The 25,207-nt window shown below is 60.1% G+C and carries 25 protein-coding genes; 10 read left to right on the forward strand and 15 right to left on the reverse strand.

The features are described from left to right. The first annotated feature begins 7 nt into the window (after window positions 1–7). Window positions 8–5,716, forward strand: coding sequence for a PKD domain-containing protein (locus MEFOE_RS14585; protein WP_067052512.1), 5,709 nt, complete (start codon window positions 8–10; stop codon window positions 5,714–5,716). 212 nt (window positions 5,717–5,928) lie between these two features. Here MEFOE_RS14585 and MEFOE_RS12315 read toward each other — a convergent pair whose 3' ends face one another. From MEFOE_RS12315 to MEFOE_RS12355, 9 genes are all read right to left on the reverse strand, one after another. Continuing rightward, entirely contained in the window at window positions 5,929–6,585 is a 657-nt protein-coding gene (locus tag MEFOE_RS12315) for an amino acid ABC transporter permease (RefSeq protein WP_067052514.1), read from the reverse strand. Between the two features lie 11 nt (window positions 6,586–6,596). Further along, the gene (locus MEFOE_RS12320; protein ID WP_067052515.1) at window positions 6,597–7,352 is read right to left on the reverse strand and encodes an amino acid ABC transporter ATP-binding protein; all 756 of its coding nucleotides are present in this window, start codon (window positions 7,350–7,352) and stop codon (window positions 6,597–6,599) included. Between the two features lie 2 nt (window positions 7,353–7,354). Further along, window positions 7,355–8,032 (reverse strand): amino acid ABC transporter permease, encoded by a 678-nt coding sequence (locus MEFOE_RS12325; protein WP_067052516.1) that lies wholly within the window; start codon window positions 8,030–8,032, stop codon window positions 7,355–7,357. Window positions 8,033–8,186: 154 nt separating this feature from the next. Next, window positions 8,187–8,990 (reverse strand): ABC transporter substrate-binding protein, encoded by an 804-nt coding sequence (locus MEFOE_RS12330; RefSeq protein ID WP_067052517.1) that lies wholly within the window; start codon window positions 8,988–8,990, stop codon window positions 8,187–8,189. 163 nt (window positions 8,991–9,153) lie between these two features. Further along, complete coding sequence (locus MEFOE_RS12335) at window positions 9,154–9,615, reverse strand: SLC5/6 family protein (protein ID WP_067052518.1); 462 nt, start codon at window positions 9,613–9,615, stop codon at window positions 9,154–9,156. Between the two features lie 1,032 nt (window positions 9,616–10,647). Beyond that, window positions 10,648–11,316 carry an amino acid ABC transporter permease gene (locus MEFOE_RS12340; RefSeq protein ID WP_067052520.1) on the reverse strand — a complete coding sequence of 223 codons (669 nt, stop codon included), beginning with the start codon at window positions 11,314–11,316 and terminating at the stop codon, window positions 10,648–10,650. Continuing rightward, window positions 11,309–12,082 carry an amino acid ABC transporter ATP-binding protein gene (locus tag MEFOE_RS12345; protein ID WP_067052522.1) on the reverse strand — a complete coding sequence of 258 codons (774 nt, stop codon included), beginning with the start codon at window positions 12,080–12,082 and terminating at the stop codon, window positions 11,309–11,311. The genes MEFOE_RS12340 and MEFOE_RS12345 overlap by 8 nt, the downstream gene beginning before the upstream one ends. A gap of 2 nt (window positions 12,083–12,084) precedes the next feature. Further along, window positions 12,085–12,762 carry an amino acid ABC transporter permease gene (locus tag MEFOE_RS12350; RefSeq protein ID WP_067052525.1) on the reverse strand — a complete coding sequence of 226 codons (678 nt, stop codon included), beginning with the start codon at window positions 12,760–12,762 and terminating at the stop codon, window positions 12,085–12,087. Between the two features lie 120 nt (window positions 12,763–12,882). Then, window positions 12,883–13,719 (reverse strand): ABC transporter substrate-binding protein, encoded by an 837-nt coding sequence (locus MEFOE_RS12355; protein ID WP_067052526.1) that lies wholly within the window; start codon window positions 13,717–13,719, stop codon window positions 12,883–12,885. 182 nt (window positions 13,720–13,901) lie between these two features. Between MEFOE_RS12355 and MEFOE_RS12360 the strand changes: the two genes are divergently transcribed. Next, window positions 13,902–14,399: a metallophosphoesterase gene (locus MEFOE_RS12360; protein WP_067052528.1), complete on the forward strand. Its 498-nt coding sequence runs from the start codon at window positions 13,902–13,904 to the stop codon at window positions 14,397–14,399. 260 nt (window positions 14,400–14,659) lie between these two features. Here the strand turns inward: MEFOE_RS12360 and MEFOE_RS12365 are convergent, their stop codons facing one another. Continuing rightward, window positions 14,660–15,502 carry a hypothetical protein gene (locus MEFOE_RS12365; RefSeq protein WP_067052530.1) on the reverse strand — a complete coding sequence of 281 codons (843 nt, stop codon included), beginning with the start codon at window positions 15,500–15,502 and terminating at the stop codon, window positions 14,660–14,662. Between the two features lie 93 nt (window positions 15,503–15,595). Between MEFOE_RS12365 and MEFOE_RS12370 the strand changes: the two genes are divergently transcribed. Genes MEFOE_RS12370 through MEFOE_RS12380 form a run of 3 tightly spaced genes read left to right on the forward strand, consistent with a single transcriptional unit; the run spans window position 15,596 to window position 17,679 of the window. Then, complete coding sequence (locus MEFOE_RS12370) at window positions 15,596–16,033, forward strand: FKBP-type peptidyl-prolyl cis-trans isomerase (protein ID WP_067052532.1); 438 nt, start codon at window positions 15,596–15,598, stop codon at window positions 16,031–16,033. Window positions 16,034–16,089: 56 nt separating this feature from the next. Further along, the gene (gene msrB / locus MEFOE_RS12375; protein WP_067052533.1) at window positions 16,090–16,563 is read left to right on the forward strand and encodes a peptide-methionine (R)-S-oxide reductase MsrB; all 474 of its coding nucleotides are present in this window, start codon (window positions 16,090–16,092) and stop codon (window positions 16,561–16,563) included. Window positions 16,564–16,578: 15 nt separating this feature from the next. Continuing rightward, entirely contained in the window at window positions 16,579–17,679 is a 1,101-nt protein-coding gene (locus tag MEFOE_RS12380) for a hypothetical protein (protein ID WP_067052535.1), read from the forward strand. A gap of 12 nt (window positions 17,680–17,691) precedes the next feature. Here the strand turns inward: MEFOE_RS12380 and MEFOE_RS13865 are convergent, their stop codons facing one another. After that, window positions 17,692–18,033 carry a hypothetical protein gene (locus MEFOE_RS13865; RefSeq protein WP_153015973.1) on the reverse strand — a complete coding sequence of 114 codons (342 nt, stop codon included), beginning with the start codon at window positions 18,031–18,033 and terminating at the stop codon, window positions 17,692–17,694. 238 nt (window positions 18,034–18,271) lie between these two features. Here MEFOE_RS13865 and MEFOE_RS12385 point away from each other — a divergent pair, with 238 nt between their 5' ends. The 5 genes from MEFOE_RS12385 (at window position 18,272) to MEFOE_RS13870 (ending at window position 21,861) form a co-directional block, all read left to right on the forward strand. Further along, window positions 18,272–19,009, forward strand: a complete 738-nt coding sequence (locus MEFOE_RS12385) for a potassium channel family protein (RefSeq protein WP_160329549.1) — start codon at window positions 18,272–18,274, stop codon at window positions 19,007–19,009. Between the two features lie 68 nt (window positions 19,010–19,077). Further along, entirely contained in the window at window positions 19,078–19,818 is a 741-nt protein-coding gene (locus MEFOE_RS12390; protein WP_067052539.1) for an SIMPL domain-containing protein, read from the forward strand. Between the two features lie 246 nt (window positions 19,819–20,064). Further along, window positions 20,065–20,514: a NusA-like transcription termination signal-binding factor gene (locus tag MEFOE_RS12395; protein ID WP_067052541.1), complete on the forward strand. Its 450-nt coding sequence runs from the start codon at window positions 20,065–20,067 to the stop codon at window positions 20,512–20,514. Further along, window positions 20,511–20,804: a phosphoribosyl-ATP diphosphatase gene (gene hisE / locus MEFOE_RS12400; protein ID WP_067052543.1), complete on the forward strand. Its 294-nt coding sequence runs from the start codon at window positions 20,511–20,513 to the stop codon at window positions 20,802–20,804. Before MEFOE_RS12395 ends, hisE begins: the two co-directional genes overlap by 4 nt. A 721-nt stretch (window positions 20,805–21,525) precedes the next feature. After that, a complete protein-coding gene (locus MEFOE_RS13870; protein ID WP_153015974.1) occupies window positions 21,526–21,861 on the forward strand; it encodes a hypothetical protein in 336 nt (111 codons plus the stop codon). A gap of 405 nt (window positions 21,862–22,266) precedes the next feature. On the opposite strand, the gene MEFOE_RS12405 is transcribed toward MEFOE_RS13870, so the two are convergent. From MEFOE_RS12405 to dph5, 4 genes are all read right to left on the reverse strand, one after another. Further along, complete coding sequence (locus tag MEFOE_RS12405) at window positions 22,267–22,716, reverse strand: bifunctional nuclease family protein (protein WP_067052545.1); 450 nt, start codon at window positions 22,714–22,716, stop codon at window positions 22,267–22,269. Between the two features lie 42 nt (window positions 22,717–22,758). Continuing rightward, window positions 22,759–23,784, reverse strand: coding sequence for a flippase-like domain-containing protein (locus MEFOE_RS12410; RefSeq protein ID WP_067052547.1), 1,026 nt, complete (start codon window positions 23,782–23,784; stop codon window positions 22,759–22,761). A 107-nt stretch (window positions 23,785–23,891) separates the two neighbouring features. Further along, window positions 23,892–24,461 (reverse strand): DUF357 domain-containing protein, encoded by a 570-nt coding sequence (locus MEFOE_RS14285; RefSeq protein WP_201785200.1) that lies wholly within the window; start codon window positions 24,459–24,461, stop codon window positions 23,892–23,894. Next, window positions 24,458–25,207 (reverse strand): diphthine synthase, encoded by a 750-nt coding sequence (dph5, locus tag MEFOE_RS12420; protein ID WP_067052549.1) that lies wholly within the window; start codon window positions 25,205–25,207, stop codon window positions 24,458–24,460. Before dph5 ends, MEFOE_RS14285 begins: the two co-directional genes overlap by 4 nt.

Below are 25,207 nucleotides of genomic sequence, written 5' to 3' on the forward strand. Positions count from 1 at the left end.
TGTGGGCATGGCAAGCGCGGCGGCCCCGACCGCGGACTTCACCGCAGGCCCGACCGCGGGCACGGCACCTCTCGCCGTCTCCTTCACCGATCACTCCACCGGCGACCCGACCGGGTGGGCCTGGTTCTTCGGCGACGAGGACTACACCGAACCCTGGACTGAGGTGACCGGCAGCGCCGGGTGGCCGGCATGCGATAGCTCTGCGGCGGCCGCACTCCCGAACGGCCACATCCTCGTCATGGGCGGCACGGATGACAACGGGTATCCTCAGAACGACACCTGGCGCTCCACAAACGGGGGCGAAACCTGGACAAAAGTGAATGCAAGCTCTGGATGGACGGGACGCTACAACCCTGCGGCGGTCGCACTCCCTGACGGCAGCGTCATCATCATGGGCGGCATGGATGTCCACGGGTATCCTCAGAACGACACCTGGCGCTCGACAGACGAGGGCACAACCTGGGAGCAGTTACCCAACGCCACCTGGACGGGACGCGAGGGCTCTGCCGCGGTCGCACTCTCCGACGGAAGCGTCCTCGTCATGGGCGGGTATTATGGATACCCGCAGATCTATCTGAACGACACCTGGCGCTCCACAGACAAGGGCGCAACCTGGGAGCAGTTACCCAACGCCGGATGGTCGGCACGGGAAGGCATGAAGGCGGTCGCACTCCCTGACGGCAGCGTCATCGTCATGGGCGGCGGATATGGTGGATACCCGGAGACATGTCTGAACGACACCTGGCGCTCAACAGACGGGGGCGAAACCTGGACAGAAATGACCGACAGCGCCGGATGGACGGCACGGTACGGCTCTGCCGCGGCCGCACTCCCTGACGGCAGCGTCATCGTCATGGGCGGGTATGACGGGTATTCTGTCTCCGGTGACCCGATCAATCTGAACGACGTCTGGCGCTCCACAGACAGGGGCACAACCTGGGAACAGTTACCCAGCGCCAACTGGACGGCACGGTACGGCTCTACCGCGGCCGCACTCCCTGACGGCAGCGTCATCGTCATGGGCGGCGCGGGGAGCCCAACCAATCTGATGAACGACGTCTGGCGCTTCCAGCCGGAAGGGTCGAATGAGCAGGACCCGAACCACACCTACGCAAGCGCCGGGACCTACACCGTCACCCTCCAGGCGTACAACAACGACGGGGCCATGCGGGCGACTGAAAACATCACGGTCCCCGTCCTGATCGCTCCGACCGCGTCCTTCACCGCAGACCCGATTTCGGGTACCGCTCCCCTCACCGTCACCTTCAACGACACCTCGGCAGGCAAACCGACCGGGTGGTCATGGAACTTCGGCGACGGCATCATCGCCACCGGGCAGAACCAGACCCACACCTACGAGGATGCAGGCACCTACACCGTCTCCCTGACCGTCGAGAACGGAGCAGGCACGAACGCATCCTCGCAGGCGATCACGGTCCTGCCCCCGCCCCCCACAGCAGCATTCACCGCCGACCCGACCACGGGCACGGCACCTCTCGCCGTCTCCTTCACCGACACCTCGGCAGGCGACCCGAGCGGGCGGGCATGGTTCTTCGGCGACGAGAACTACACCGAGGCCTGGACCGAGGTGACCGACAGCGCCGGATGGTCGAAACGGTTCCGCCATGCGGCGGCCGCACTCCCCGACGGCAGCGTCATCATCATGGGGGGGTGTGATGGCTCGAACTATCTGAACGACACCTGGCGCTCGACAAACGGGGGCGAAACCTGGACCAAGGTGAACGCAAGCGCCGGATGGACGGTACGCGACGGCCATGCTGCGGTCGCACTCCCCGACGGCAGCGTCATCATCATGGGGGGGTGTGATGGCTCCGGAAACTATCTGAACGACACCTGGCGCTCGACAAACGGGGGCACAACCTGGACCGAGGTGAACGCAAGCGCCGGGTGGCCGGCACGCGACGGCCATGCCGCGGTCGCACTCCCAGACGGCAGCGTCATCGTCATGGGCGGGTATGATGGCAACAACTGTTTGAACGACACCTGGCGCTCCACAAACAATGGCAAAACCTGGGAGCAGGTACCCAACGCCAACTGGACGGCACGCTACGGCTCTGCCGCGGTCGCACTCCCCGACGGCCACGTCCTCGTCATGGGCGGTGACTCCGGGAACTATCTGAACGACACCTGGCGCTCCACAGACGGGGGCACAACCTGGACCGAGGTGAATGCAAGCGCCGGATGGTCGGCACGAAAATACCTGGCGGCGGTCGCACTCCCTGACGGCAGCGTCCTTGTCATGGGCGGGTATGATGACTCCTGTAACGATCGGAACGACGTCTGGCGCTCGACAGACGAGGGCGAAACCTGGGAGCAGTTACCAGACGCAAACTGGACGGAACGCGAGAGCCATGCCGCGGTCACGCTCCCTGACGGCAGCGTCATCATCATGGGCGGGTGCTGGTATGATGGCGATAAGAACAACTATCTGAACGACGTCTGGCGCTTCCAGCCGGAAGGGTCGAACGAGCAGAACCCGACGCACACCTATGAGTCGGCGGGCACCTACACCGTCACCCTCCAGGCGTACAACGACGGCGGGGCCACACGGGCGACCGGAAACATCACAGTCGCCGTCCCGGTCGCTCCGACCGCGGCATTCAATGCAACCCCGACCGACGGCAACGCTCCTCTGACGGTGAACTTCACCGATAACTCGGTCGGCGACCCGACCTCGTGGTCATGGAACTTCGGGGACGGCACAAACTCGACCGGGCAGAACCAGACCCACACCTACACTGTTCCGGGAACCTACACGGTTTCCCTGAACGCGAGCAACGCCCACGGGTTCAACGTCTCCACGGTCACCGATGCCGTCCGCGTCCTCCCGGCGCCGGTGGCAGGGCTCACCTTCACTCCCACCGACGGCAACGCTCCCCTGACGGTGAACTTCTCCGACAGCTCCACCGGGAACGTCACCGCCTGGGCGTGGGACTTCGGGGACGGGACAAACTCGACCGAGCAGAACCCGAACCACACCTACACTGTTCCGGGAACCTACACGGTTTCCCTGAACGCGAGCAACGTCTACGGGTTCAACGTTTCAACCGTTTCCGATGCGGTTGCCGCCCTTGCTCCGCCGGTGGCAGGGTTCACCTTCACTCCCACCGACGGCAACGCTCCCCTGAACGTCACCTTCTCCGACAACTCCACCGGGAACGTTACCGCCTGGACGTGGAACTTCGGGGACGGCACAAACTCGACCGAGCAGAACGCAACGCACACCTACACTGTTCCGGGAACCTACACCGTCTCCCTGAACGCGAGCAACACCTACGCGTTCAACGTCTCCACGATCGCTGAGGCCGTCCGCGTCCTCCCGGCACCGGTGGCAGGGTTCACCTTCAATCCCACCGAAGGCAACGCTCCCCTGACGGTGAACTTCTCCGACAACTCGACCGGGAACGTCACCGCTCGTCTCTGGGACTTCGGGGACGGTACCACCTCAATTGAGCAGAACGCAACGCACACCTACGCTGTTCCGGGGACCTACACCGTCTCCCTGAACGCGAGCAACACCTACGGGTTCAACGTCTCCACGATCGCCGATGCGGTTGTCGCCCTTGCTCCGCCGGTTGCGGGTTTCACCTTCACTCCCACCGACGGCAACGCTCCCCTGAACGTCACCTTCACCGATAACTCCACCGGGAACGTGACAGCCTGGGCATGGAACTTCGGGGACGGCACAAACTCGACCGGGCAGAACCCGAACCACATCTACACTGTTCCGGGAACCTACAACGTCTCCCTGAACGCGAGCAACGCCCACGGGTTCAACGTCTCCACGGTCACCGATGCCGTCCGCGTCCTCCCGGCGCCGATCGCTGGATTCACCTTCACCCCAACCGAAGGCAACGCTCCCCTGAGCGTCACCTTCTCCGACAACTCGACCGGGAACGTGACAGCCTGGGCGTGGAACTTCGGCGACGGCACAAACTCAACCGGCCAGAACCCGAACCACACCTACACTGTTCCGGGAACCTACACCGTCTCCCTGAACGCAAGCAACGTCTACGGGTTCAATGTCTCCACGGTCACCGATGCGGTTGTCGCCCTTGCTCCGCCGGTGGCAGGGTTCACCTTCACTCCCACCGACGGCAACGCCCCCCTGAACGTCACCTTCACCGATAACTCCACCGGGAACGTGACAGCCTGGGCATGGAACTTCGGCGACGGCACCACCTCAATTGAGCAGAACCCGAACCACACCTACGCAAGCGCAGGAACCTACACGGTCTCCCTGAACGCAAGCAACGCATACGCGTTCAACGTCTCCACGATCGCTGAGGCCGTCCGCGTCCTCCCGGCACCGATCGCTGGATTCACCTTCAATCCCACCGAAGGCAACGCTCCCCTGAACGTCACCTTCTCCGACAACTCGACCGGGAACGTGACAGCCTGGGCGTGGGACTTCGGGGACGGTACCACCTCAATTGAGCAGAACCCGAACCACACCTACGCAAGCGCGGGAACCTACACGGTTTCCCTGAACGCAAGCAACGTCTACGGGTTCAACGTCTCCACGATCGCTGAGGCCGTCCACGTCCTCCCGGCGCCGATCGCTGGATTCACCTTCACCCCAACCGAAGGCAACGCTCCCCTGAACGTCACCTTCTCCGACAACTCCACCGGGAACGTGACAGCCTGGGCATGGAACTTCGGGGACGGGACAAACTCGACCGAGCAGAACCCGAACCACTCCTACGCAAGCGCGGGAACCTACACGGTTTCCCTGAACGCAAGCAACGTCTACGGGTTCAACGTCTCCACGGTCACCGATGCCGTTCACGTCCTCCCGGCACCGGTGGCAGGGTTCACCTTCACCCCAACCGAAGGCAACGCTCCCCTGAACGTCACCTTCTCCGATAACTCCACCGGGAACGTGACAGCCTGGGCATGGAACTTCGGGGACGGGACAAACTCGACCGAGCAGAACGCAACGCACACCTACACTGTTCCGGGAACCTACACCGTCACCCTGAACGCGAGCAACACCTACGGGCTCAATGTTTCAACCGCAAACATCACCGTCTCAAGCCCCTCATCCCATAGCGGCAGTTCCAGCGGGGGTTCTTCCAACCTCGCTGCCAGATCGGCGAGCAACATCCCGGCAGGCGGGGACGCCTCCCTGACGTTCTCAGGTCAGGCCATCTACGGGATCGGCGTGACGGCCGGCGAGAGCATCCCCAATCTTCTGGTCACGATCGGAGAGAGCAGTCTGCCCTCCAACGTGACAGCCCCGGCCGAAACGGTCTATGAATACGACGAGGTGACACTCTACCACACGACCGACGATGCGATCGAGAGCGCCTCCCTCCTCTTCACGGTCCCAAAGACGTGGCTGGAGGAGAACAACCTCGACCCGGCTGACGTGGTGCTGTACCGCTACCACGACGGCGAATGGCAGGCCCTGCCCACCGAAGCCGCCAGTGAGGACGCGACCTCCTGGCACTTCTCGGCACAGAGCCCTGGCTTCTGCCTCTTTGCGATCGGCGGAGACAGGACGACGCCCGCCGCGGTCGAAACCACGAGTGCCGGCGCACAGGCAGGGACGACCGAAACCACCCAGCCGGTGACGACAGTCGAAACGACCTCTACCCCAACTGAGGCTGCAGAGCCCTTCCCCATCACGCTCCTCATCTGCGGGGCGGCAGTCCTCATCGTCACGGCCTTCGTCCTCAGGAAGAGGGGATAAAAAACCACATCTTTTTTTCGCGGCACAGACCCGCACCCGATGATCCCGTGCCGCCGTGCTCGGGGTCCGGTGGGACAACCAGAACAGGAAGCCCTGTACCGATCCCCTGTCGCCCTGTACCGATCCCCTGTCATACAGGGACATACCCTGGACACCAGGGATGGCCTTTCAAAACGGTCAGGGAAGCGACAGAAAAAAAGAGAACCCGTCCCTCATGTCGGGACGGCGAACTTCTTCTCGATCTGGTTGGCGGCGATGGTCGTCACCGTGACCAGGAAGAGGTAGACGACCGCGATCACCGCAAAGGTCTCGTTGAAGAGGAAGTACTTCGTCGCCACCAGTTTTCCGGCCCCGGTCAGTTCGATGGCCGTGATCATGAACGCGAGTGAGGAGTACTTGATCAGGTAGATGAACTCGTTCGTCATCCCCGGGATCGCACGGCGGAGGGCCTGCGGGAGGATGATATACCGGATCGACTGCCAGCGGCTCATGCCGAGGGCCTGGGCGGCGATCATCTGTCCTTCCTTCACCGAGAGGAGGGCGCCCCTGATATACTCAGAATTATAGGCCGAGTTGCAGAAGACGAACCCGATCACCGAGGCAAGGATGGGAGAGAGCCTGATCCCGATAGAGGGGAGGCCGAAGTACAGGATGAAGAGGAGCAGGAGGAGCGGACAGCCCTTGATGAAGGCGACATACCCCCGCAACAGCAGTGAGAGCCAGCGGCCCCCGTAGGTTCTCCCGAGGGCGACGCCGATCCCGAGGATGGCACCGAAGGGCGCCGCTGCCACGATCAGTTCGAGGGTCACGATCAGCCCTTCGAAGAGGGCCGGCAGGAGGATCGTTGTCAGAAAGACGAAGGTGTCCATTTTCTCGCCGTTCAGTCCCCGTTATAGTCTCTGAACTTCCCGATGAAGTTCTTCGTTCTCGTAAACGCCGCGTCGTTCAGGAGTTGTGCGGGCGTCCCCTGCTCCACGACCTTCCCGTGCTCCATGAAGAGGACCTCGTTTGCCACCGACAGGGCGAATCCCATCTCATGAGTGACGACGAGCATCGTCATCCCCTGGCGTGCAAGGTTCTTCATGACCTCGAGCACCTCGCGGGTCAGTTCCGGGTCAAGGGCCGAGGTCGGTTCGTCGAAGAGGATCACGTCGGGGTCCATCGCAAGGGCGCGGGCGATCGAGACGCGCTGCGCCTGGCCGCCGGAGAGTTCGGCAGGATAGTGGTCGGCCCAGTCCTCCATGCCGACACGCCGCAGTTCCGCAAGGGCCTTCTCCCGCGCCGACGCCGCGTCCATCTTCTTCACCTTCAGGAGTGCGACCTCCACATTCCGCACCGCGGTCAGGTGGTCGAAGAGGTAGAAGTTCTGGAAAACCATCCCGATCTTCTGCCGGAAATAGTTGATCCGGGCGCCGGAGTTCGTCACCTCCTCGTCGTTCAGGAAGACGCGGCCCTGGTCGGGCAGGGTCAACTGGTTGATGCACCGGAGAAGCGTGCTCTTCCCTGTGCCCGAAGGCCCGATGAACACCTTCGTCTCCCCTTTCCGCACAGCGAAGGAGACGCCCTTCAACACCTCACGGTCGCCATACGCCTTGTGGATCTCCTCGACGCGGAGGATATACTTGTCTGCACCCATTTTTATAGAGCCCCCTGTCCGAAGCCTGGAATGCTGGTCTTCTTTTCAAGCACGGTGAGCACCTTCATGCCCGCGTAGTTCAGGAGGATATAGATCCCGGCCGCGGCCAGATAGATGGGCATTGTGATATAGGTCTGCGCCACGATGTATGTCGTCCGTGTCAGGAGTTCCTGCACCCCGATCGCATAACAGATGGCCGTATCGGTCAGCACCGTCGGGTACTCGTTCGACCATCCGGGCAGGGCGATCCGCATCGCCTGCGGCAGGATGATGTGCCTGATCGCCTGGAAGCGGGTCATGCCAAGGGACCGCGCCGCAGTCATCTGCCCCTCGCTGATCGACTGGATCGCACCCCGGAAGATCTGGGACTGATACGCCGCCCCGCGGAGACCGAGTACCACAACGGCCACAACAAAAGGAGGGGCGTTACCCATGTTCAGCGAGGGGAAGATGCCCAGGAAGAAAAGGAAGAGGAGCACGAGCACCGGTAGACCCCTGAAGAACCAGACATATACCGAGATCACACTTTTTATCAGCCTGCTCCCGTAGATCTGGCCGAGAGCCATGGGAAGGCCGAAGATCAGCCCGACCCCGAGAGAGGCCAGGACAAGACCCAGTGTTTCTATAAGACCCCCGAAAAGGAAGGGGAACCAGTCCAGCAGGATAGCTATGACGTCCATGTTCAGTCCCTATCGACCGTGTCCGGGATCGGCCAGACCCTCAGAATTTCGGAAATCGTTTCGAATACTCATACTTTGCCCGCATTTGAGAAAAGGTTTGGGGTTTGCCGCTGCTTCCGGTTGGCGAAAAATGGGGAATGACGGGGATACCGCCTCAGTTCATCTCGTATTTCTCAAGGAGTTCCTGCCACTTCGGCGATGCCATCAGTTCGGTGAGTCCCTCATTGATGGTGGCGAGGAGTTCGGAGTCATCCTTGCGGATGGCGACACCATAGTTCTCGCCGGTGTAGATCTCGCCGATGATATGGGCGGGCTTGCCCTCGATCGCACTCAGGTGGGGGGGCCGGTCATAGACCGTGGCATCGATCCTCTCGTTAACGAGGTCGGTGATGGCCAGCGGGAAGTTGTCGTAGAGCTTCAGGTTCTCCTTCGGCATCTTGCCCGTCTCGATCAGGTTCTCCTCGACCCAGTAGGCACCGGTCGTCCCGCGCTGGGCACCGATCACGGCCTTGCCCGCCTCGATATCGGCCATCGTAACGGCGGAGTTGTTGCGGATGGCAAAGGACTGGTTGATCGTCAGGTACGGAATGGAGAAGTTCACCGCTTCCAGGCGCTCGGGGGTGATGGTCATGCCCGAGTAGACCATGTCGATCTTGTGGGCATTGAGTGCCGGGATGATACCGTCCCAGTCCATCGGCTGGATCTTCACGCGGAAGCCTTTCTTCTCGGCGATCCACTGGATGGACTCGACATCGAGACCGGTGATCGTGCCGTCCTTCTGGATGGATGCATAGGGCGGGTACGCCCCGTCGACACCGACCACATAGAGGGGCGTCTCATTGACGCCGCCGGTTTCAGAACCCGGGCCCGCAGGAGTCTGGCTACCGGTACAGCCTGCAAAACAGGTTGCAACGGCGAGCACGAGCACCAGCAGGACACCGCACATCTTCGCGTTCATTGATGATGAGTTAGGCATGAGGTTAATTTATCCTTTATGACTTGATGAGGGACAGGCCCCGCCGGGCAGCAGGGGAGAGGAACAGAGAGATTATCCGAAGATATGGCAAATTGTGCGACATAAACATAAATCATCAGATATTTGAAGAGCAATGAGCAGAAAATCACGCAAAAAAGAGGGGGACGAAAGGGTCAGTCAGAGGCCTTTTTCTCTGCTTCCACGCCATTGCAATTCCTGAGGGCGTACGAGACGAGGAGCGAGAGAACGGGGAGGACGATGACCACTCGCCCAGCCGACGAGGTTGGCAGGAGAGGGTGCCGTCGCCATAGGGGTTGGCGATACCGTCGATAGTGTTGAGCACGATGGCGGTCCCGAGGAAAAGCGGGAGGACGACCCAGATACAGAGGTCCCACCAGCACCCGACCTTCCGGTCGGAGAACCGGTTGACGAACTCGCACATTTTCGGGGCGCCGTAGATATAGCCGATGACAATAGCCTCACAGAGGCCGATGAAGAGGATCAGGAAGTTGTTGATGTAGTGGTCGATGATTTCAAGCCAGTACAGGCCTGCATTGGTCATGAAGAGCAGGCCGACGACAGAGCCGACGACCGCGAGGATAAACATGGTCCGTGAACTCCATTACTGGTTGTCTGCCATAAATATACCGGGAAATAGGTTTCCGTCACACTAAGAGGTCATCCCATAACTCTCGTTCACTCCCCCCACCTCTTCATGCAGGGATCGGGAGAAAATTCATGATCGGGTCGATATCTTCCTGAATTCCCTGAAGAACTGTGCGAAACCACCCCCTTCCCCTACCTCTCTGCCGGGGGACTGACGCCCCCGGACCCCCGAAACAGGATCGGGTCGGGGAAGAGAGAGATCCTGATGAAGGAGATTGCCCTCCGCCCCCTATCGCAATGAGGGGGGGTGCGAGCGTTAGCGAGCATGAGAAGACGAAGTCTTCGAGGGCGGGGGGTGAAACACCCCGGACAAGACGCCAGAACAGGATTTTTCGGCTTTGTAGAAATCCTCCTCCATCGGTTGATAGTGCGTGCCGATCCTCTGCCTTCCCCTTCCCATTCGCCGGGGGACTTTTGCCCCCGGACCCCGCGCGAGGATTGGTCCCGGGAAGAAAGGGTCGGAGTCCTGGAGGAGGAGGCCATCCCTGCCCCTATCGTAATGGCAGGGGGTATGGGAGGGCGACCGACGGGAGTCGAGAAAAACGTAGTTTTTCGAGCGGCAGCCCCCCTGGACCAGGCACTTCTGAACAGAATTTTTTCCCCTATCACGTCAGGAAGTACTTTCCCGCAAGGGTTTACCATGAAAATGATCCCGAAGAACGTCTCTCCGGGTTTGCACGGAACTCTGACTCTCATCGAGCATCCCCTTTCAGAGATGGGAGGTCCGCATTCTGCCTTCCCGGCCCTATCGCACTGCGGGGGTCCGGGGGCAAAAGTCCCCCGGCGCGAGCGTGGGGGAAGGCATGTTGACCAGCAGACCACAAAAACAATTTTCATAGCGTATGCTTGAGTCCCCCGAGACTCATGCCCGATTCTACAGAGCCGATTTTTCAGAACCGAATGTGCGTCCTTTCATCGGCGTGCATGAAGGTTCGGATCAGTTCTGGGATGACCTCAGAGAAAAACAGGGGGTTCATCTCCCGGAAAAACCGGGGATGGCAAGTTTCTTCTCCAGGACGCCGGCCGCGACCGTCGCAATGCTGACGAGAATGAGGTAGAAGATCCCGACGAGGGTAAATGCCTCGAAATAGACGAAGTACTTCGCGGCGGCAATCTTCGCGGCCCCGGTCAGTTCCGTGACCGTGACCAGGTACGCGAGGGAGGAGTACTTGATCAGGTAGATGAACTCATTGGAGACGCCGGGGATCGCACGGCGGAGGGCCTGCGGGAGGATGATATAGCGGATCGACTGCCAGCGGCTCATGCCGATGGCCTGGGCTGCGATCATCTGCCCCTCCTTCACCGAGAGGAGGGCGCCCCTGATATATTCGGAGTTATATGCCCCATTACAGAGGATGAAACCGATCACCGCCGCCACAAAGGCCGGGAGGGTGATGCCGAGAGACGGGAGTCCGAAGTACAGGATGAAGAGGAGCAGGAGGAGCGGACAACCCTTGAAAAAGATGATATAGCCGCGGCAGAGGCCGGAGACGATCGGGCCGCCGTACGTCCTGCCGACGGCGATGGCGATCCCGGCCATAAGACCGAAGGGGGCGGCAAGGGCGATCAACTGGAGGGAGACGATCCCGCCCTTCAGGAGGGCGGGGAGAAGGACCCCCGTAAAAAAAGTAACGTCAGTCATTCTCTTGTCCAGAACCGTCTCCGAAATCTCCGAACTTCCCTATGAACTTCCGCATCCGTGCAAATGCCGGGTCATCCCTGACCTGTGCAGGAGAGCCGCGTTCGGTGATCTTCCCGTGCTCCATGAAGAGGATCTCGTTTGCCACCGACAGGGCAAATCCCATCTCATGAGTGACGACGAGCATCGTCATCCCCTGGCGTGCGAGGTTTTTCATCACTTCGAGCACCTCGCGGGTCAGTTCCGGGTCGAGGGCCGAGGTCGGTTCGTCGAAGAGGATCACGTCGGGGTCCATCGCAAGGGCGCGGGCGATCGAGACACGCTGCGCCTGGCCGCCGGAGAGTTCGGCAGGATAGTGGTCGGCCCAGTCCTCCATGCCGACACGCCGCAGTTCCGCAAGGGCCTTCTCCCGCGCCGACGCCGCGTCCATCTTCTTCACCTTCAGGAGGGCGACCTCCACGTTCCGCACCGCGGTCAGGTGGTCGAAGAGGTAGAAGTTCTGGAAAACCATCCCGATCTTCTGCCGGAAATAGTTGATGCGGGCGCCGGAGTTCGTCACCTCCTCGTCGTTCAGGAAGACGCGGCCCTGGTCGGGCAGGGTCAACTGGTTGATGCACCGGAGAAGCGTGCTCTTCCCTGTGCCCGAAGGCCCGATGAACACCTTCGTCTCCCCTTTCCGCACAGCGAAGGAGACGCCCTTCAGCACCTCACGGTCGCCATACGCCTTGTGGATCTCCTCGACGCGGAGGATATACTTGTCTGCACCCATTTTCACAGAGCTCCTTTTCCAAATCCGGGGATGCTGATCTTCTTTTCAATCCAGGCAAAGAGCCACATCCCGCCATAGTTGAGAAGGATATAGATCACCGCCGCAATGAGAAAGACGGCCATCGGTTCGGCGGTATTCGAAACGAGCTGATACGACTTTGCCAGGATCTCGGCCACTCCGATCGCGTAGCAGACAGCCGAGTCGGTGAGGAGGATTGGGTACTCGTTCGACCATCCGGGGAGCGCGATACGCATCGCCTGTGGCAGGATGATGTGCCTGATCGCCTGCGGCGTACTCATGCCAAGAGAGCGCGCCGCGGTCATCTGCCCCTCGCCGATCGACTGGATCGCACCCCGGAAGATCTGGGACTGGTACGCCCCTGACCGCAGACCGAGCACCGTGAAGGCGACGATAAAGGGGTCGTCGGGAAGGCCGAGAATCGGGAAGATGCCGAAGAAGAAGAGAAAAAGAAGGACAAGGTTCGGCAGACCCCTGAAGAACCAGACATACACCCCAATGAGAGCCCTGAGGGGACGAGGGCCGTAGACCTGCCCGACGGCCATCGGCACTCCCATCAGGAGGCCGAGCAGGATGGACGCAAGGACCAGAGAAAGCGTCAGCACTATACCCGGTGCAAGATACAGAAGTGTCTGGACGATAAAGGCTGATACGTCGGTCACCCGGCTTCACTCCACTGCCAGGCGGCTTGGTACACACATCATGGCGGCACTACTCACGTTAGATTATAAATTGGGCACCATCCTTGAAAAATGTAGAGGGGGAGGTCCGGCCGGGCCGGTCTACTCCATCTCGTACTTCTGCTTCAGCTCTTCCCACTTCGGGGAGGCCATCAGCCGGTCCAGGCCTTCGTTGATGGTGGCAAGGAGTTCGGTGTCGTCCTTGCGGATGGCGACGCCATATTCCTCGTCGGTCTGGATCTCGCCGAGCATCACGAGGGGCTTACCCTCGATGGACTTCTTGATCACCGGGACATCGTACATCACGGCGTCGACCCGCTTGTTCTGGAGGTCGGTGAGGGCGAGCTGGATGTTGTCGTAGAGCTTGAGATTGTCCTCGGTCATCTTACCGGTCTGGATCAGGTTCTTGTCGAACCAGTCGTGGGCGGTGCAGCCGCGCTGGGTGCCGAGGACGACCTTGCCCTCTTTCACGTCGTCGAGGGTGACGGTGGACCCGTTACGGACGGCGACAGACTGGTTGACGATCCAGTACGGCCTGGAAAAGTTGACTTTCTCGAGGCGCTCGGGGGAGATGGTCATGCCGGAGTAGACCATGTCGATCTTCTTCTGCTGGAGCGATGGGATGATGCCGTCCCAGGCCATCGGCTGGATCTTCACGTCAAAGCCCATTTCTTCGCCGATCCACTGGATGGACTCGACATCGAAGCCGATCGGGTTGCCCTTCTCGTCCATGTACGAGTACGGCTTGTAATCGCCGTCGATGCCGACGATATAGAGGGGCTTTTCGGCAGGAACTGTCACGTTTGCCGCGGGGGTGGTGTTCTCCCCTGGGGTGGGGGTTGGCACGGGAACCTTCGTGTCCGTGCCGGTACAGCCGGCGACGGCGAGCATACAGAGGATCGCCACAGAGATCAGGGCGGTCAGAATCTTTACGTTCATAAAGTAAGTTCTGCCCATGGCCATATATAGTCATTATGAATCTTCGGCGAGGAGGAGGACGCCGTTAAAAGAATCACATGCAAATCAACACCCATTAGTTTCCCGTCCCGCGAGTACAGGAACGGGGGGGCCGACCGGCATCGATAGGCAAATGCTATCTCCCCGCAGGCCGAGGGAGGGGTATGCTCATCGGGATCATGGCCGACACCCATGACCGCCTCCCCCTGGTCGAAGAGGCGGTCAGAGTGCTGAACAAGGAAGGGGCGGAGCTTGTCCTCCATGCAGGCGATTTCATCGCACCTTTCACACTGGACACCCTTGCAGGGCTGAAGGGAAACCTGATCGGGGTCTTCGGGAACAATGACGGGGACCGGATTTTCCTGTCGAAGAAGGCCGCGGGGTATGGCAACATCGATCTGCATAGCGCATGCGCAGAGGTCGATGCAGGCGGCCTGGCCATCGGCCTCGTCCACGGCGACGACCCGGCCCTCCTCGCCGCCCTCCTGGAGGAGGGAACCTACGACGTCCTGGTCTCGGGCCACACCCACCGTCCCCTTATCGGGCGCTATGGCCGGACCCTTACCATCAATCCCGGCGAGGTCTGCGGCTATCTCACCGGGACGCCGACCGTCGCCCTCCTCGACACCGAGACGAAGGAGACACGTCTGATCAGGCTGTAAAGATTTCGCGCGGGTGTCTTTCACTCTCTCGGGCGTTCCATTGGGCCAGAAAGAAGTGGTCGGGGTGAAACCTCTCGCCGGGAAGACGGGGAAAGAGGTGCGGGAGGTGCGAGCTTGAAAATAATCTTTGATATGCCACGAACCGTAGGTTTTCGAGCAGCAGTCCCCCGGGGGGCGAGGCCCCCGGACCCCCATCATTATGATAAGAGGGGATGGCAATCCCCCTTCTCAAAGCAGAGACGATTATACCCAGAGGAGAATTAACTCTGCCTTCTCCGCAAAAGAATCCCGACAAGCCCGGTCGCTATAAGAGGGAGCAGGGCCGGGAGGGCCAGCGTCGTCGGCGCTGGCGTCGACAATTGGGTCGAGGGTGCAGGGAAACCGATCGGCGGGTTCACGACGACGACGAAGCTCGATACAGGCTGCGGACCCGGAGGGATGATCTGCCCCCCGCCCGAGCAGTCGTACGCCGATGCCTGTCCTCCGAGGAAGGTGACCGAGACGCTGGAGTTGTCGTTCCTCCCGTTGAAGAATGCGGTCTCGCCCGGTGCAAGGGTCTGCTGGAGCACGGTCTTCCCCTCGCTTGTGATCGTGACATTCGCTACCATTGCCGGGCAGACCGATCCAGTGGAGTTCGCACAGTCGGGACGCGTATCATAGCGGAGGGCATAGTCGCCGGCAAGGGAGACGGGCAGTTTTGCAGGGTCGCCGACAATCATGGTGGCGTACGGCACATCGGCCGACTCAACGGTTCTGCCCACGGCGATCCAGCGGCCCCCCTCGGCATTGACGGCGGTGGCCGCGACCGCGTCACCGACGTGGAACTCTGAAAAGACACGGGCGTCAGGGACCGCACCGGTCACCAGACGTCCAGACACCGGTGACCAGCCGCACAGGCGGGTGTCGTTCTCGTAACCACACTCATACATCCCGTCGGGGGCGATGGTCATCGTGCCGTTCTCCGTATCGAAAGACACAATAGACCCTTTCTCTTTCACTTCAAGAAACACCGCCGACACCGGTGCCAGGAGGCACAGGCAGAGCACGGCTGCGATCAGGGCACGGGGCAGGGCACCAAAGAACGATTTTCTCCTCTCTATCATACCAGCGATGTCGACCTGCGGCCTCAAAAAAGCGGCGGCTTTGATACTGCTCTCACCATTACTTCATCAGCGATCGGGCCCCATATTCCCGGGATGGAACGGGCAGCACGCGGCGACACCGTCCGTGTCACCTACACCGGGACACGGGAGGACGGGACAGTCTTCGACAGGTCGGAAGAACCACAGGAGATCGTCATCGGGGAAGAGACGATCAATCCGGCCTTCGAGGAGGCGCTCGTCGGCATGGCGCCGGGGGAGACAAAGACCGTCTATCTCCCGGCGGAAGAGGCCTACGGCCCGTACAGGAAGAGGTTGGTCTTCAAACTGAAGAGAAAAAATCTCACCATCCCTGGGGAATTGGTACCCGGAGGAATCGCCAGGATCAGCCTTGCAAAGGGCAACACTTCCCTCGTCACCATCAAAGAGGTCACCGAAAAGTGGGTTACCGTGGACGCAAACCGTCCCCTCGCAGGCCACGACCTCACCTTCGCACTCACCCTCGTCGGGATCGAAAGGAAATCCGGGGAGTGAAGATGGCGCGGTGCGGGGCCGCAACTCTTATCCCCGGCCACCGAAGAGGGGGTGCGATGGACCAGACAGAGAACGTCCGCATCTACGACGCCCTGACCGGCGAGGTACGCGAGAGGCAGAGGTGCCGTCTCACCGAGGACGAGTGGCAACAGAGACTCTCCCCGGGGGCATTCAGGGTGGTGCGGCAGGCCGGGACAGAACCGCCCTTCACCGGCCTGTACCACGACTGGAAGGAAAAGGGACTCTACGTCTGTATCTGCTGCGGGACCCACCTCTTCTCCTCGACGGCAAAGTTCGACTCAGGCACAGGCTGGCCGAGTTTTTCCGCACCTGTCTCCGCCCTCAACATCAGGACACAAACAGACCGGAGTCATGGGATGGTGCGGACCGAGGTGCTCTGCACCCGGTGTGGCGCCCATCTCGGCCATGTCTTCGACGACGGACCCCGACCGACAGGCCCGCGGTACTGCATGAACTCAGCCGCGTTCAGGTTCGTCCCGGCAGACAGGGAGTTATATAACCAGAAATAGCGATTTTCTTCTGACATGGACACAAAAGGCGGCGAAGCAGATACCCTCAGAACACGGACAGAGGAGGCGATCTGGGAAGCCGAAGCCGACCGGCAGAAAATCCTGGAGCCGCACAGAGTCCACACCATCGAGAACATCATCCTCGTGGGGAGCATCCTCCTCTGTCTCATCCTCCTTCTCCTCCTCCCTGCCTTTCACCTCTTCTGGATCGTCGCAAGTTTTCTCCTGTACATGGTCCACCCCTTTGTCATGTTCATCCCCTCCGGCGGAACCGGGACACGCCCGAAAAAGGAGGACATCCTCGCGTATACCCGGCTCCTGAAAGATATCGGAGCAATAAAAGATAGCGTCAGGGCCAACACGAGCGGCATTGCCGAGATATTCTGGAACCTCTTCTTCGTCAACAGCCAGCCCCTGACACCGGGGTTCATCCTGATCTATGCCGTCGACATCCTCGTCACCCTCATCCTCTTTATACGGGGGGAGTTCACCATGAAGCTTGCCGCCCTGATATCCCTGCAGGCCATTGCTATCATCGCGTTTTACGGTGTCATATGGGGGATGAAACCCTACTCTCCCGGGTTCTTCAAAAAACTGATCAACCTCCACCATGACCTGAAGACCGAGTTCGGCGGCGGGGCATGGACCATCCTCCCTGTCCTCCTCATCATCGGTGCTGGCGCCGCCTTCTCCGGCACCATCATTATTGCGGCGATGCTCCTCCCGGGCATGACCTTCGGCCGCCTCATGGACGTCGAGGAGATCACCATCCTCGGTACCCTCCTCCCGGTCGTGCCTATCCTTCTTGCCCAGTTCGTGATCGTCCGTTCACTCCAGGGACGGTACTCCCGCGTCCTCCTTGAGACTATGATCGCAGACAAGATCCGGGTGCTAAAAGAGGAGATCCTGCCGGAAACAGAGGGGAGGCGGGAGATCAGTCTCGAAGCCCGGGAGTCTCTCGGGAGAGAAGTGACCGCCCTGCGGGCGTACCGGCCTGACACCCACCATATCGGGGGATATTTCAGGGTTTATATGATTGTCCCGAACGTCAGGCTGATCTTTGAGCGAAAGAGTGACGAGAGCGGAACAGGTCGCCTGAAAGAAAGGGGCGCCTGACCAGTCCCCTGATCAGTAGGCATCAAGACGGTCGAATTCGTCCTCGTACCCATCTTCACCATCGTCACGCCGCCAGTCCTGGTCTTCATAGCACTCGGGACAGAGGTCCTGCGGCCAGCGGTCGGTCCTGTACGGGCGTTCACAGTACGGGCAGATCCTGACGTAGGCACGGCGACACTCAGGGCAGAGAGAAGAGCCCTCATCGTCATCTGATCTGGGTGTGAATGATTCTCCGCAGAGCTCACATTGAACCTGCCTTCTGGCTGACTGCCGATGGCTGCCACAGCCTCCGGCCGCCTCACACCCACATGCCGAAAGACCGTCTCCATCGGTTGTTCTTGTTTTTCGTGGCATAAATTCCATGTACCTCTCAAATTTTTCGTGGTATTAAAGTTTTCATTCGGGGAAAAGCAGGTACAAAAAAAGAGGGAAAAACCATGAGCAATTCCCATCCCTGCCCACAAAAATCACGGTGCTCCATGGCCGTACATCCCCCTGCCGTCAGGGCGCGTATCTGTCTCGCTCCCACCCACCGCAAATGCCACATACCAGGGGCGCATATCGACCCGCACCGATGGCCGGAGAAGGAAATATGGTGCATGAGGCAGGGGCGGTGGCCGGGGGCATCCACCAGAAACTCAGGAGGAGAAAATATCTCATCCTCACCGTCTCACTTGTCCTCCTCCTCGTCCTCTATCCCTATATCGGGACCATCACCCAGGCGAACGCCTTTCTCAAGGCCCTCACCTCCGCGGTCCTCGTCGCCGCCGTCTATGCAGTGAGCGAAAGGCGGGGGACATTTATCATCGCCATTGTCCTCGGCGCCTTCGCCTTCATTGCAGGGTGGTCGGGTCTCCTCATCCCCGGAGAGGAGATCAGAACCGTGGAAAGCATCATCAACCCCATATTTTTTGCCTTTGCAACCGTGGCCGTCCTGCGGTCAATCATCAGGGGGAAAGTGACCGACGACGTCATCTACGGGGCGATCGCCGTCTACCTCCTCCTCGGACTGACATGGGGGTCGACCTACACCTATCTGGAGGCCGTACACCCGGGGTCTTTTCTGGTCGCACACGCCACAGAGATCAGCGGGCAAACTGGCTTCTCCGACCTCCTGTATTACAGTTTTATCACCCTCACCACCGCGGGTTACGGCGACATCGTGCCTCTCACCTCTCAGGCCCGTTCCCTTGCCTTTCTGGAAGCCGTATCAGGCGTCCTCTTCATGGCCGTCTTCATCTCACGGTTGATCGGGGCGCTCTCCTCCTCGAAAGATCCCGCCAGTGAAGAAAGGGAAGAAAAGGATATGGATAGGAAAACAGAACGATAATAACTGCGAATTTTTTGGAAGTCTTGGGAAGATATTTGTAGCCGCACGACCGACTACAGGTGATTATCATGCGGACACGAACCATTTTCCTCTGTGCCGCCCTCATGGTGCTGCTGGCCGCCGGCGTCTGGAGCGCCAGTGCCGCGACAGACACCACACCTGAGGAGCGACTGATCCATGCCTCGGGAACCGGCGAGGTCACGACCACCCCCGACCGCGCCGTCATCTCCGTCGCCGTCGAGAACGAGCACACCGATCCAAAGGAGGCCCAGGCCATCAATGCCCGTGAGATGGCGAGAGTGACCGACGCCCTCAAGGCCGCGGGCATCGCCCCCGAGGACATGAAGACGACCGGGTACTCCATCCGGCCCGAGTACCCGGAGAACGACAAGCCCTTCAGTTCCCAGAAAGTGACCTACCATGTCACGAACACCCTTGAGATCACCCTGAAGGACGTGGCCCGGGCGGGCGAGATCGCCGATCTTGCCGTATCGAACGGGGCCAACCGCGTCAACAACGTCTACTTCACCCTCAGCCCGGAGAAGGAACAGCAGTTCAGAGGCGAGGCCCTGATCAATGCCGTCCAGAAGGCGAAGGCCGATGCCGACGTCGTCGCGGCGGCCTCCGGTGTGAACATCACTGGCATCCAGGACATCTCCATCGGCGGGATCTATGTTCCCTTCTACGAGAACACGCAGTACAGGATGGCGATGGACACAAAGGGAGGGGTGGCCCCGGTCACGACGCCGGTCGAGACGGGCACTATCAAGGTCACCGCCTCGGTCACCATCGCCTACATCATCCGCTGAAAACCTTCCCCCCCCTCCCCTTTTTTTCAAATTTCCAGAGGATCGGATGCATGATCTCCCAACCTCCGGCAGGCAGTCTGTGCCCCTGCACCTGAAGATAGAATTGCTTCATACCCGGATGATCTCCCAACCTTTTTTAGCGCCCCCACCCACAACATATATAGGAAAACCGTCAAGAAATCTCTACAAAATACGGGATTCGAATCGAAATACAGATACAATCATCATAGATCAGGGATTTTGAACATGGAAAGAAGCATTGGATTCAAAGAAAGACGATATATCGAGGAGTTGAGGATCCTCACCAGATCTGTTGCAGTGGACTGCCTCGTCGACGAGCGGTTCGACCGGATCATCTACGTCATAAAACCCGGGGATATGGGCCTCGCAATCGGTAAAAAAGGAGAAAATATCAGGAAGATGCAGAAGGTGCTCGGCAAGAGGATCGAGATGGTCGAATACGCCGAGGAGGAGAAGGACTTTATCACCAACATCTTCAAGCCCGCAGAGGTTGTCGCTGTCCGTGCTGACGAGACCGGCGAGAAACTGGACGTCTTCGTCGGGGAGAAGAGCCATCTCGGCATCGCGATCGGGAAGGGAGGGAGCACCGTGGAGAAGGCGCGGATGCTTGTAAAACGCTTCTTCGGCCATGAGATCGGGGATGTCATCCTCAACGGGGAGGAGGAAGAGGCATGAAAGACCTTGCCGTGATCGAAGAACTCTGGACCGTGATCAATGACCGCGCCGCACACCCGTCGCCAGACTCCTATGTCTCGTCCCTCCTGATCCACAGGAAGGGCATCGACAAACCCCTCGAAAAAGTCGGAGAAGAAGCGACCGAGTTCATCCTCGCGGTCAAAAACGGCGTCGACCAGAGGACCGTCGAGGAGGGCGCGGACCTCTTCTTCCACTTCCTCGTCGCCCTGAAAGCCGCGGGCATAGATTTCGAGGACGTCCTCGCCGAACTGAAATCCCGGCGGAAGTGAGGGCTGGGAAAGCGCTCTGTGAAAATGCCGCGGGGCATTTTCAGGGATCCCGATCACCCCCGTATTGATGATCTTTTATCCTGGAAGAATTCAATTTCAGGAGGGACGGAGATTTTTTCCGCGAAGATCGATCCTAAAAAAACCTAGAGAGGTATCACTTCCCGGAGAAAACTCTGGAGAGTTTCTGTTTTTGATTCTCTGTATTCTTGAACTCGCTGGCGCTCGTCCAGCGAAGACTTCGTCATCTCGATTCCCTTCGGTCGTCCCCCATTGTGATTGGTCCGGGAAGAGAGAATAGGACATTCGGAGGAGGGATATTGCCGTATCCCGCCCATCCAGAGCGGGGTGCGAGCGATAGCGAGTTCAAAAAAATCTTTGATTTTTGGGCTTTGTAGAAATCCCCCTACATCAGTTGATAGTGCGTGCCGATCCTCTGCCTTCCCCTTCCCGTTCGCCGGGGGACTACTCCCCCGGACCCCCGCGCGAGGATTGGTCCCGGGAAGAAAGGGTCGGAGTCCTGGAGGAGGCGGCCATCCCTGCCCCTATATTAATGGCAGGGGGTATGGGGGGCGGCAGCCCCCCTGGACCAGGCACTTCTGAACAGAATTTTTTCCCCTATCACTTCAGGAAGTACTTTCACGCAAGGGTTTCTACAGAGCCGATTTTTGAGGTCTGCAGAAATTCCCCGGGTCCTATCTCCATGACGCCTGCAGGTCAGACCATGAAGGTGGAGCCTGCGGGACACGGCGGCCCAGATACGCCCGCATTTGCCTCCAAACAGGGGATCTCGCATCTCATTCGGGGCCATAGAGAGGAGATCCGGCGATCCGGGTGTATCGGCGTCCGTGCGCGAAACAGAATGAAATCCGGCAGGACTCAACGCCTCCAGGCCGCCGTTATGATTGCAGGTAATATCTGCCCTTCCCGGCATCCTCTGGTGCCGGGGAGGAGGAGGGAGTGGGGGCGGAAAATGCCCGGATCCGGGCTCTGGAGATACTCCGGTATGAGGGTTTACCATGAAAATGATCCAGACGTTCAATTCTGGAATTATGGATGAGAATTTGAACACACAGATTTCTCTCATACCTGATATACGGAGAAAAAAACCACCCTCAGAACTATCGGGCTCTCTGCTTTCCCGCCCCTATCTTCGTCCTGGGGGTCCGGGGGCAACGCCCCGGCGTGAAGATGCGGGAAGGGGTGATGATCAGGCGTGCCGCCCCGACCGCAGAATCTTCACCGCCGTCTCGCACCGGGGGGCGTTGCCCCCCGGACCCCCCCACGGATGAAGATAGCCGAGGGGCGGCAATTGAACAGTATCCTTCAGGTGCCCTGTTGCAAGGAGAGGAATCAAGTATCCCTCCGCACCCAGGAGAACTGCAACGAGACATTTTCATCACGTATGCTTGAGCCAGGGGTTCATGCCCGATTCAACAAAGCCCCTTTTTCAAAAATCTCTCTCTCAGGAGAGATAGGTGGCAAGATCGACAAAACCCGGGAGATCTGCCTCTTCTATCCCTGCATCCGTGGCCACCCTCTCCTCGACCGAGATCGGCGCTCCCGCCCTGAGGGCGATCGCGATCCCATCGCTCGGTCGGCAGTCCAGGCTCTCCTCGGCACCGTCCCGTGTCGAGATCAGGCGGGCATAGAAGATACCCTCACGCAGGTCATCGATGTGCAGCCTGACCACACCGATGCCGAAGCATTCCAGCATCGCAAGGAAGAGGTCATGGGTTCCCGGGCGCGGGAGGACGTCATGGTTCAGGGCATTGTTGATCGATATCGCCTCCCACAGGCCGATATAGATGGGGATCGACCTCCCCGCCGAAAGGGCGAGGAGGACGGCCGGCACAGCCCCGGCCGCTCCGGTCGCCAGAAAGACCCCCTTCACCTGCACCTCCATCGTGCCCATAGGAGGGGGAACATCCTCATCTGAGTTAAGGGTTGTGGCAGGTCAGTGCCTGGCCACCTCGCGCTTGAGGATGCCGATGCTCGCCGCAAGGCCGACGGCGATATTGAAGTAATAGAAGATCATCCGCCAGAGGAGGACGAAAACACCGACGATCGACGAGTTCACGAATATCCCGTATATCGAGGTGGCGCTCACCTCGGCAATCCCTGACCCGCCCGGCGTCAGGGGTATCATCATCAGGAGGGCGATGATGATCTGGGCGATGAACGACTCCACCAGGTACGGTTTTTCCCCGAGGCCGACAAGGATGATCGAGGCGATACCAAACTCCACGATCCAGAAGAGGGCCGTGAAAACCGCTCCCCAGACCAGACCCGCCTTCCCGTGGTTGACAAACCTGCTCAGGCCGCCATGAAAGTTATCGACCTCGGTATCGATACGCTCAAGGAGGAGGTTCAGTTTCTCCACATTCCGCCTCGCCTTCCTCCGCTCCAGCCACACCGAGATCCGCCGCAGCCAGCCCTTCAACACCTCCGGGTTCCTGACAGAGTAGACAAAGAGGAGCACGAGCGTGGCGATGATTGCCCATGATGCATAGACCAGCGTCGAATTCCCACCCCCAAGACTCTGCCACTGCTGGCCCAGAAGGACCATCGTGACGACGCTGATGGCTGCAAGGACCACGCCGTCCAGGATCCGCTCCATGATCACGACAGCCGTGGCATCGCCGAGGCTCACACCGGCACGGTAGAGTTCATGGACCCGGACCGGTTCCCCTCCGGCCTGGGAGGGCGTTATCGCCGCAATGAGGAGGTTTGCAAAGACCGCATTGAGACAGTGGAAAAAGCCGACATCATACCCGAGAGACCGGGACATCGCCTTCATCCGGAGGGCCCAGAAGCCGAGTGCGACGATATGGGCCAGCAGGGCAAGGAGAAGGTAGAAAGGATTGAGCCGTGCGAGGTATTCCAGCGTGGTCTCGTCGAACGTAAAATACAGGACAAGTATGAGCACGATAGTGCTGAAGGCGATGGATACCCCGAGCCACTTCCACTGAGACTTTTTCATCCGGCCTCCGCACGCACCCCCGGATCAGCAGGGTACGGTATTTGCTCCTCTAAGTTTACGGGACGGTACTATAAACCCTTTGAGGATTGACGGCACAAAACGGGCATTCATACCGTGAATATCTCCCGTGAGCCGGTAATCGCAAAAAGTCCGGCCTGGACCCCGGCATCGAGCCACCCATACCCGTAGGAGTACCAGCCAAGGGCCTCGGCCAGCCGCCCGCACCCGGCATGGCCCTGCCCGTCTGTAAGGGCCGCCCGGCCAGCCGCCCGCACCCGGCATGCGGCGGAGAACATCGGGGTCTCCGCGTCGGGTGCCGGTTCGACAGATGAGAGGGCCTGCGAGAGGAGACGCTCGTACCGGGCAGTCTTTTCCTCAAGGTGGCCGGCAAGGGACGGCGGGATATGTGCCGCAAAGTCGTACGAGGGGGGGACAGTCCGACCGCCGTACAGGCCGAGATATGCCCCGGCATCCAGCCAGCCAGAGGCATAGGCAAAACTTGCGTGGGCATTCACGAGGTCGCCCCGCGCCGCAAAGACCCGCCCGTCAGAGAGGTACGACTCAGCCATCCTGAGGACGCAGGCCTCGACCCGTGCAAGCGCCGATCCCTCCGGGACGGCAGGGACAATCTCATCGAGAGCCGCTTCCAGGGCGTCGCCGGAGAAGGGAGAGGTCATAGGCCAGCAAAGGCCGAGAGGTACTCCCTCTCCATCACGTGGAGTTCGCCCGGGACGACGAGGATATGGAGGGGGCCGCCGAAGTCCACGCCGGCAAGCGCCTCAGCCGTACCGGCCGCGACGACAGGCGCAGGCGACCCGGCCCGCGCCACGCCGATATACAGCGGGACCGAGATGCCGCGGTCCGCTGCCATCTTCTCCAGCATCGCCACCGCCTCAGGGATCCGCATGTACCGGTCCGGCTGGATGTCCAGGTACACCAGGGTGTGGAGATTTTCGGCCATATTGTGCTCGATTACCTCGATCGGCGTCGTCGGCGCCCACTTCCCGTACGGGAACGGAAGGGAGCAGGACTTGCCGAACCGGTAGTTCTGGAGCCCGGTCAACCCGCAGACTGCGCTCACGATCGAGGCGCCGTGGATGATCGCCGTCTCGACCCCCATCGCCGACGCCCTGATCCGCAGGTCGATGTGAGTGGTCGAGACCATCGGGTCACCTGCCGTCAGGAAAGCGACGTCCTCGTCCTTCGCCAGCGCAAGAAAAGACTCAGGATGTCCCTCGACATCGTCACGGTACAGGTACCGCACCTTCTTCCCGAAGAGTGCTTCCATCTTCTCGGGCGTCGCCCCGGTCAGCACCGAGGTATAGTGTTCGAGAAAAACATGATCAGCCTGCCTGATCCGTTCCAGACCCTTCAGGGAGAGGTCGGTCTCGTCATAGAGGCCAAGTCCGATAAATGTCAGCAT

Origin of the sequence: Methanofollis ethanolicus (genome assembly GCF_001571385.1) — an archaeon.
GTDB classification, from domain to species: domain Archaea; phylum Halobacteriota; class Methanomicrobia; order Methanomicrobiales; family Methanofollaceae; genus Methanofollis; species Methanofollis ethanolicus.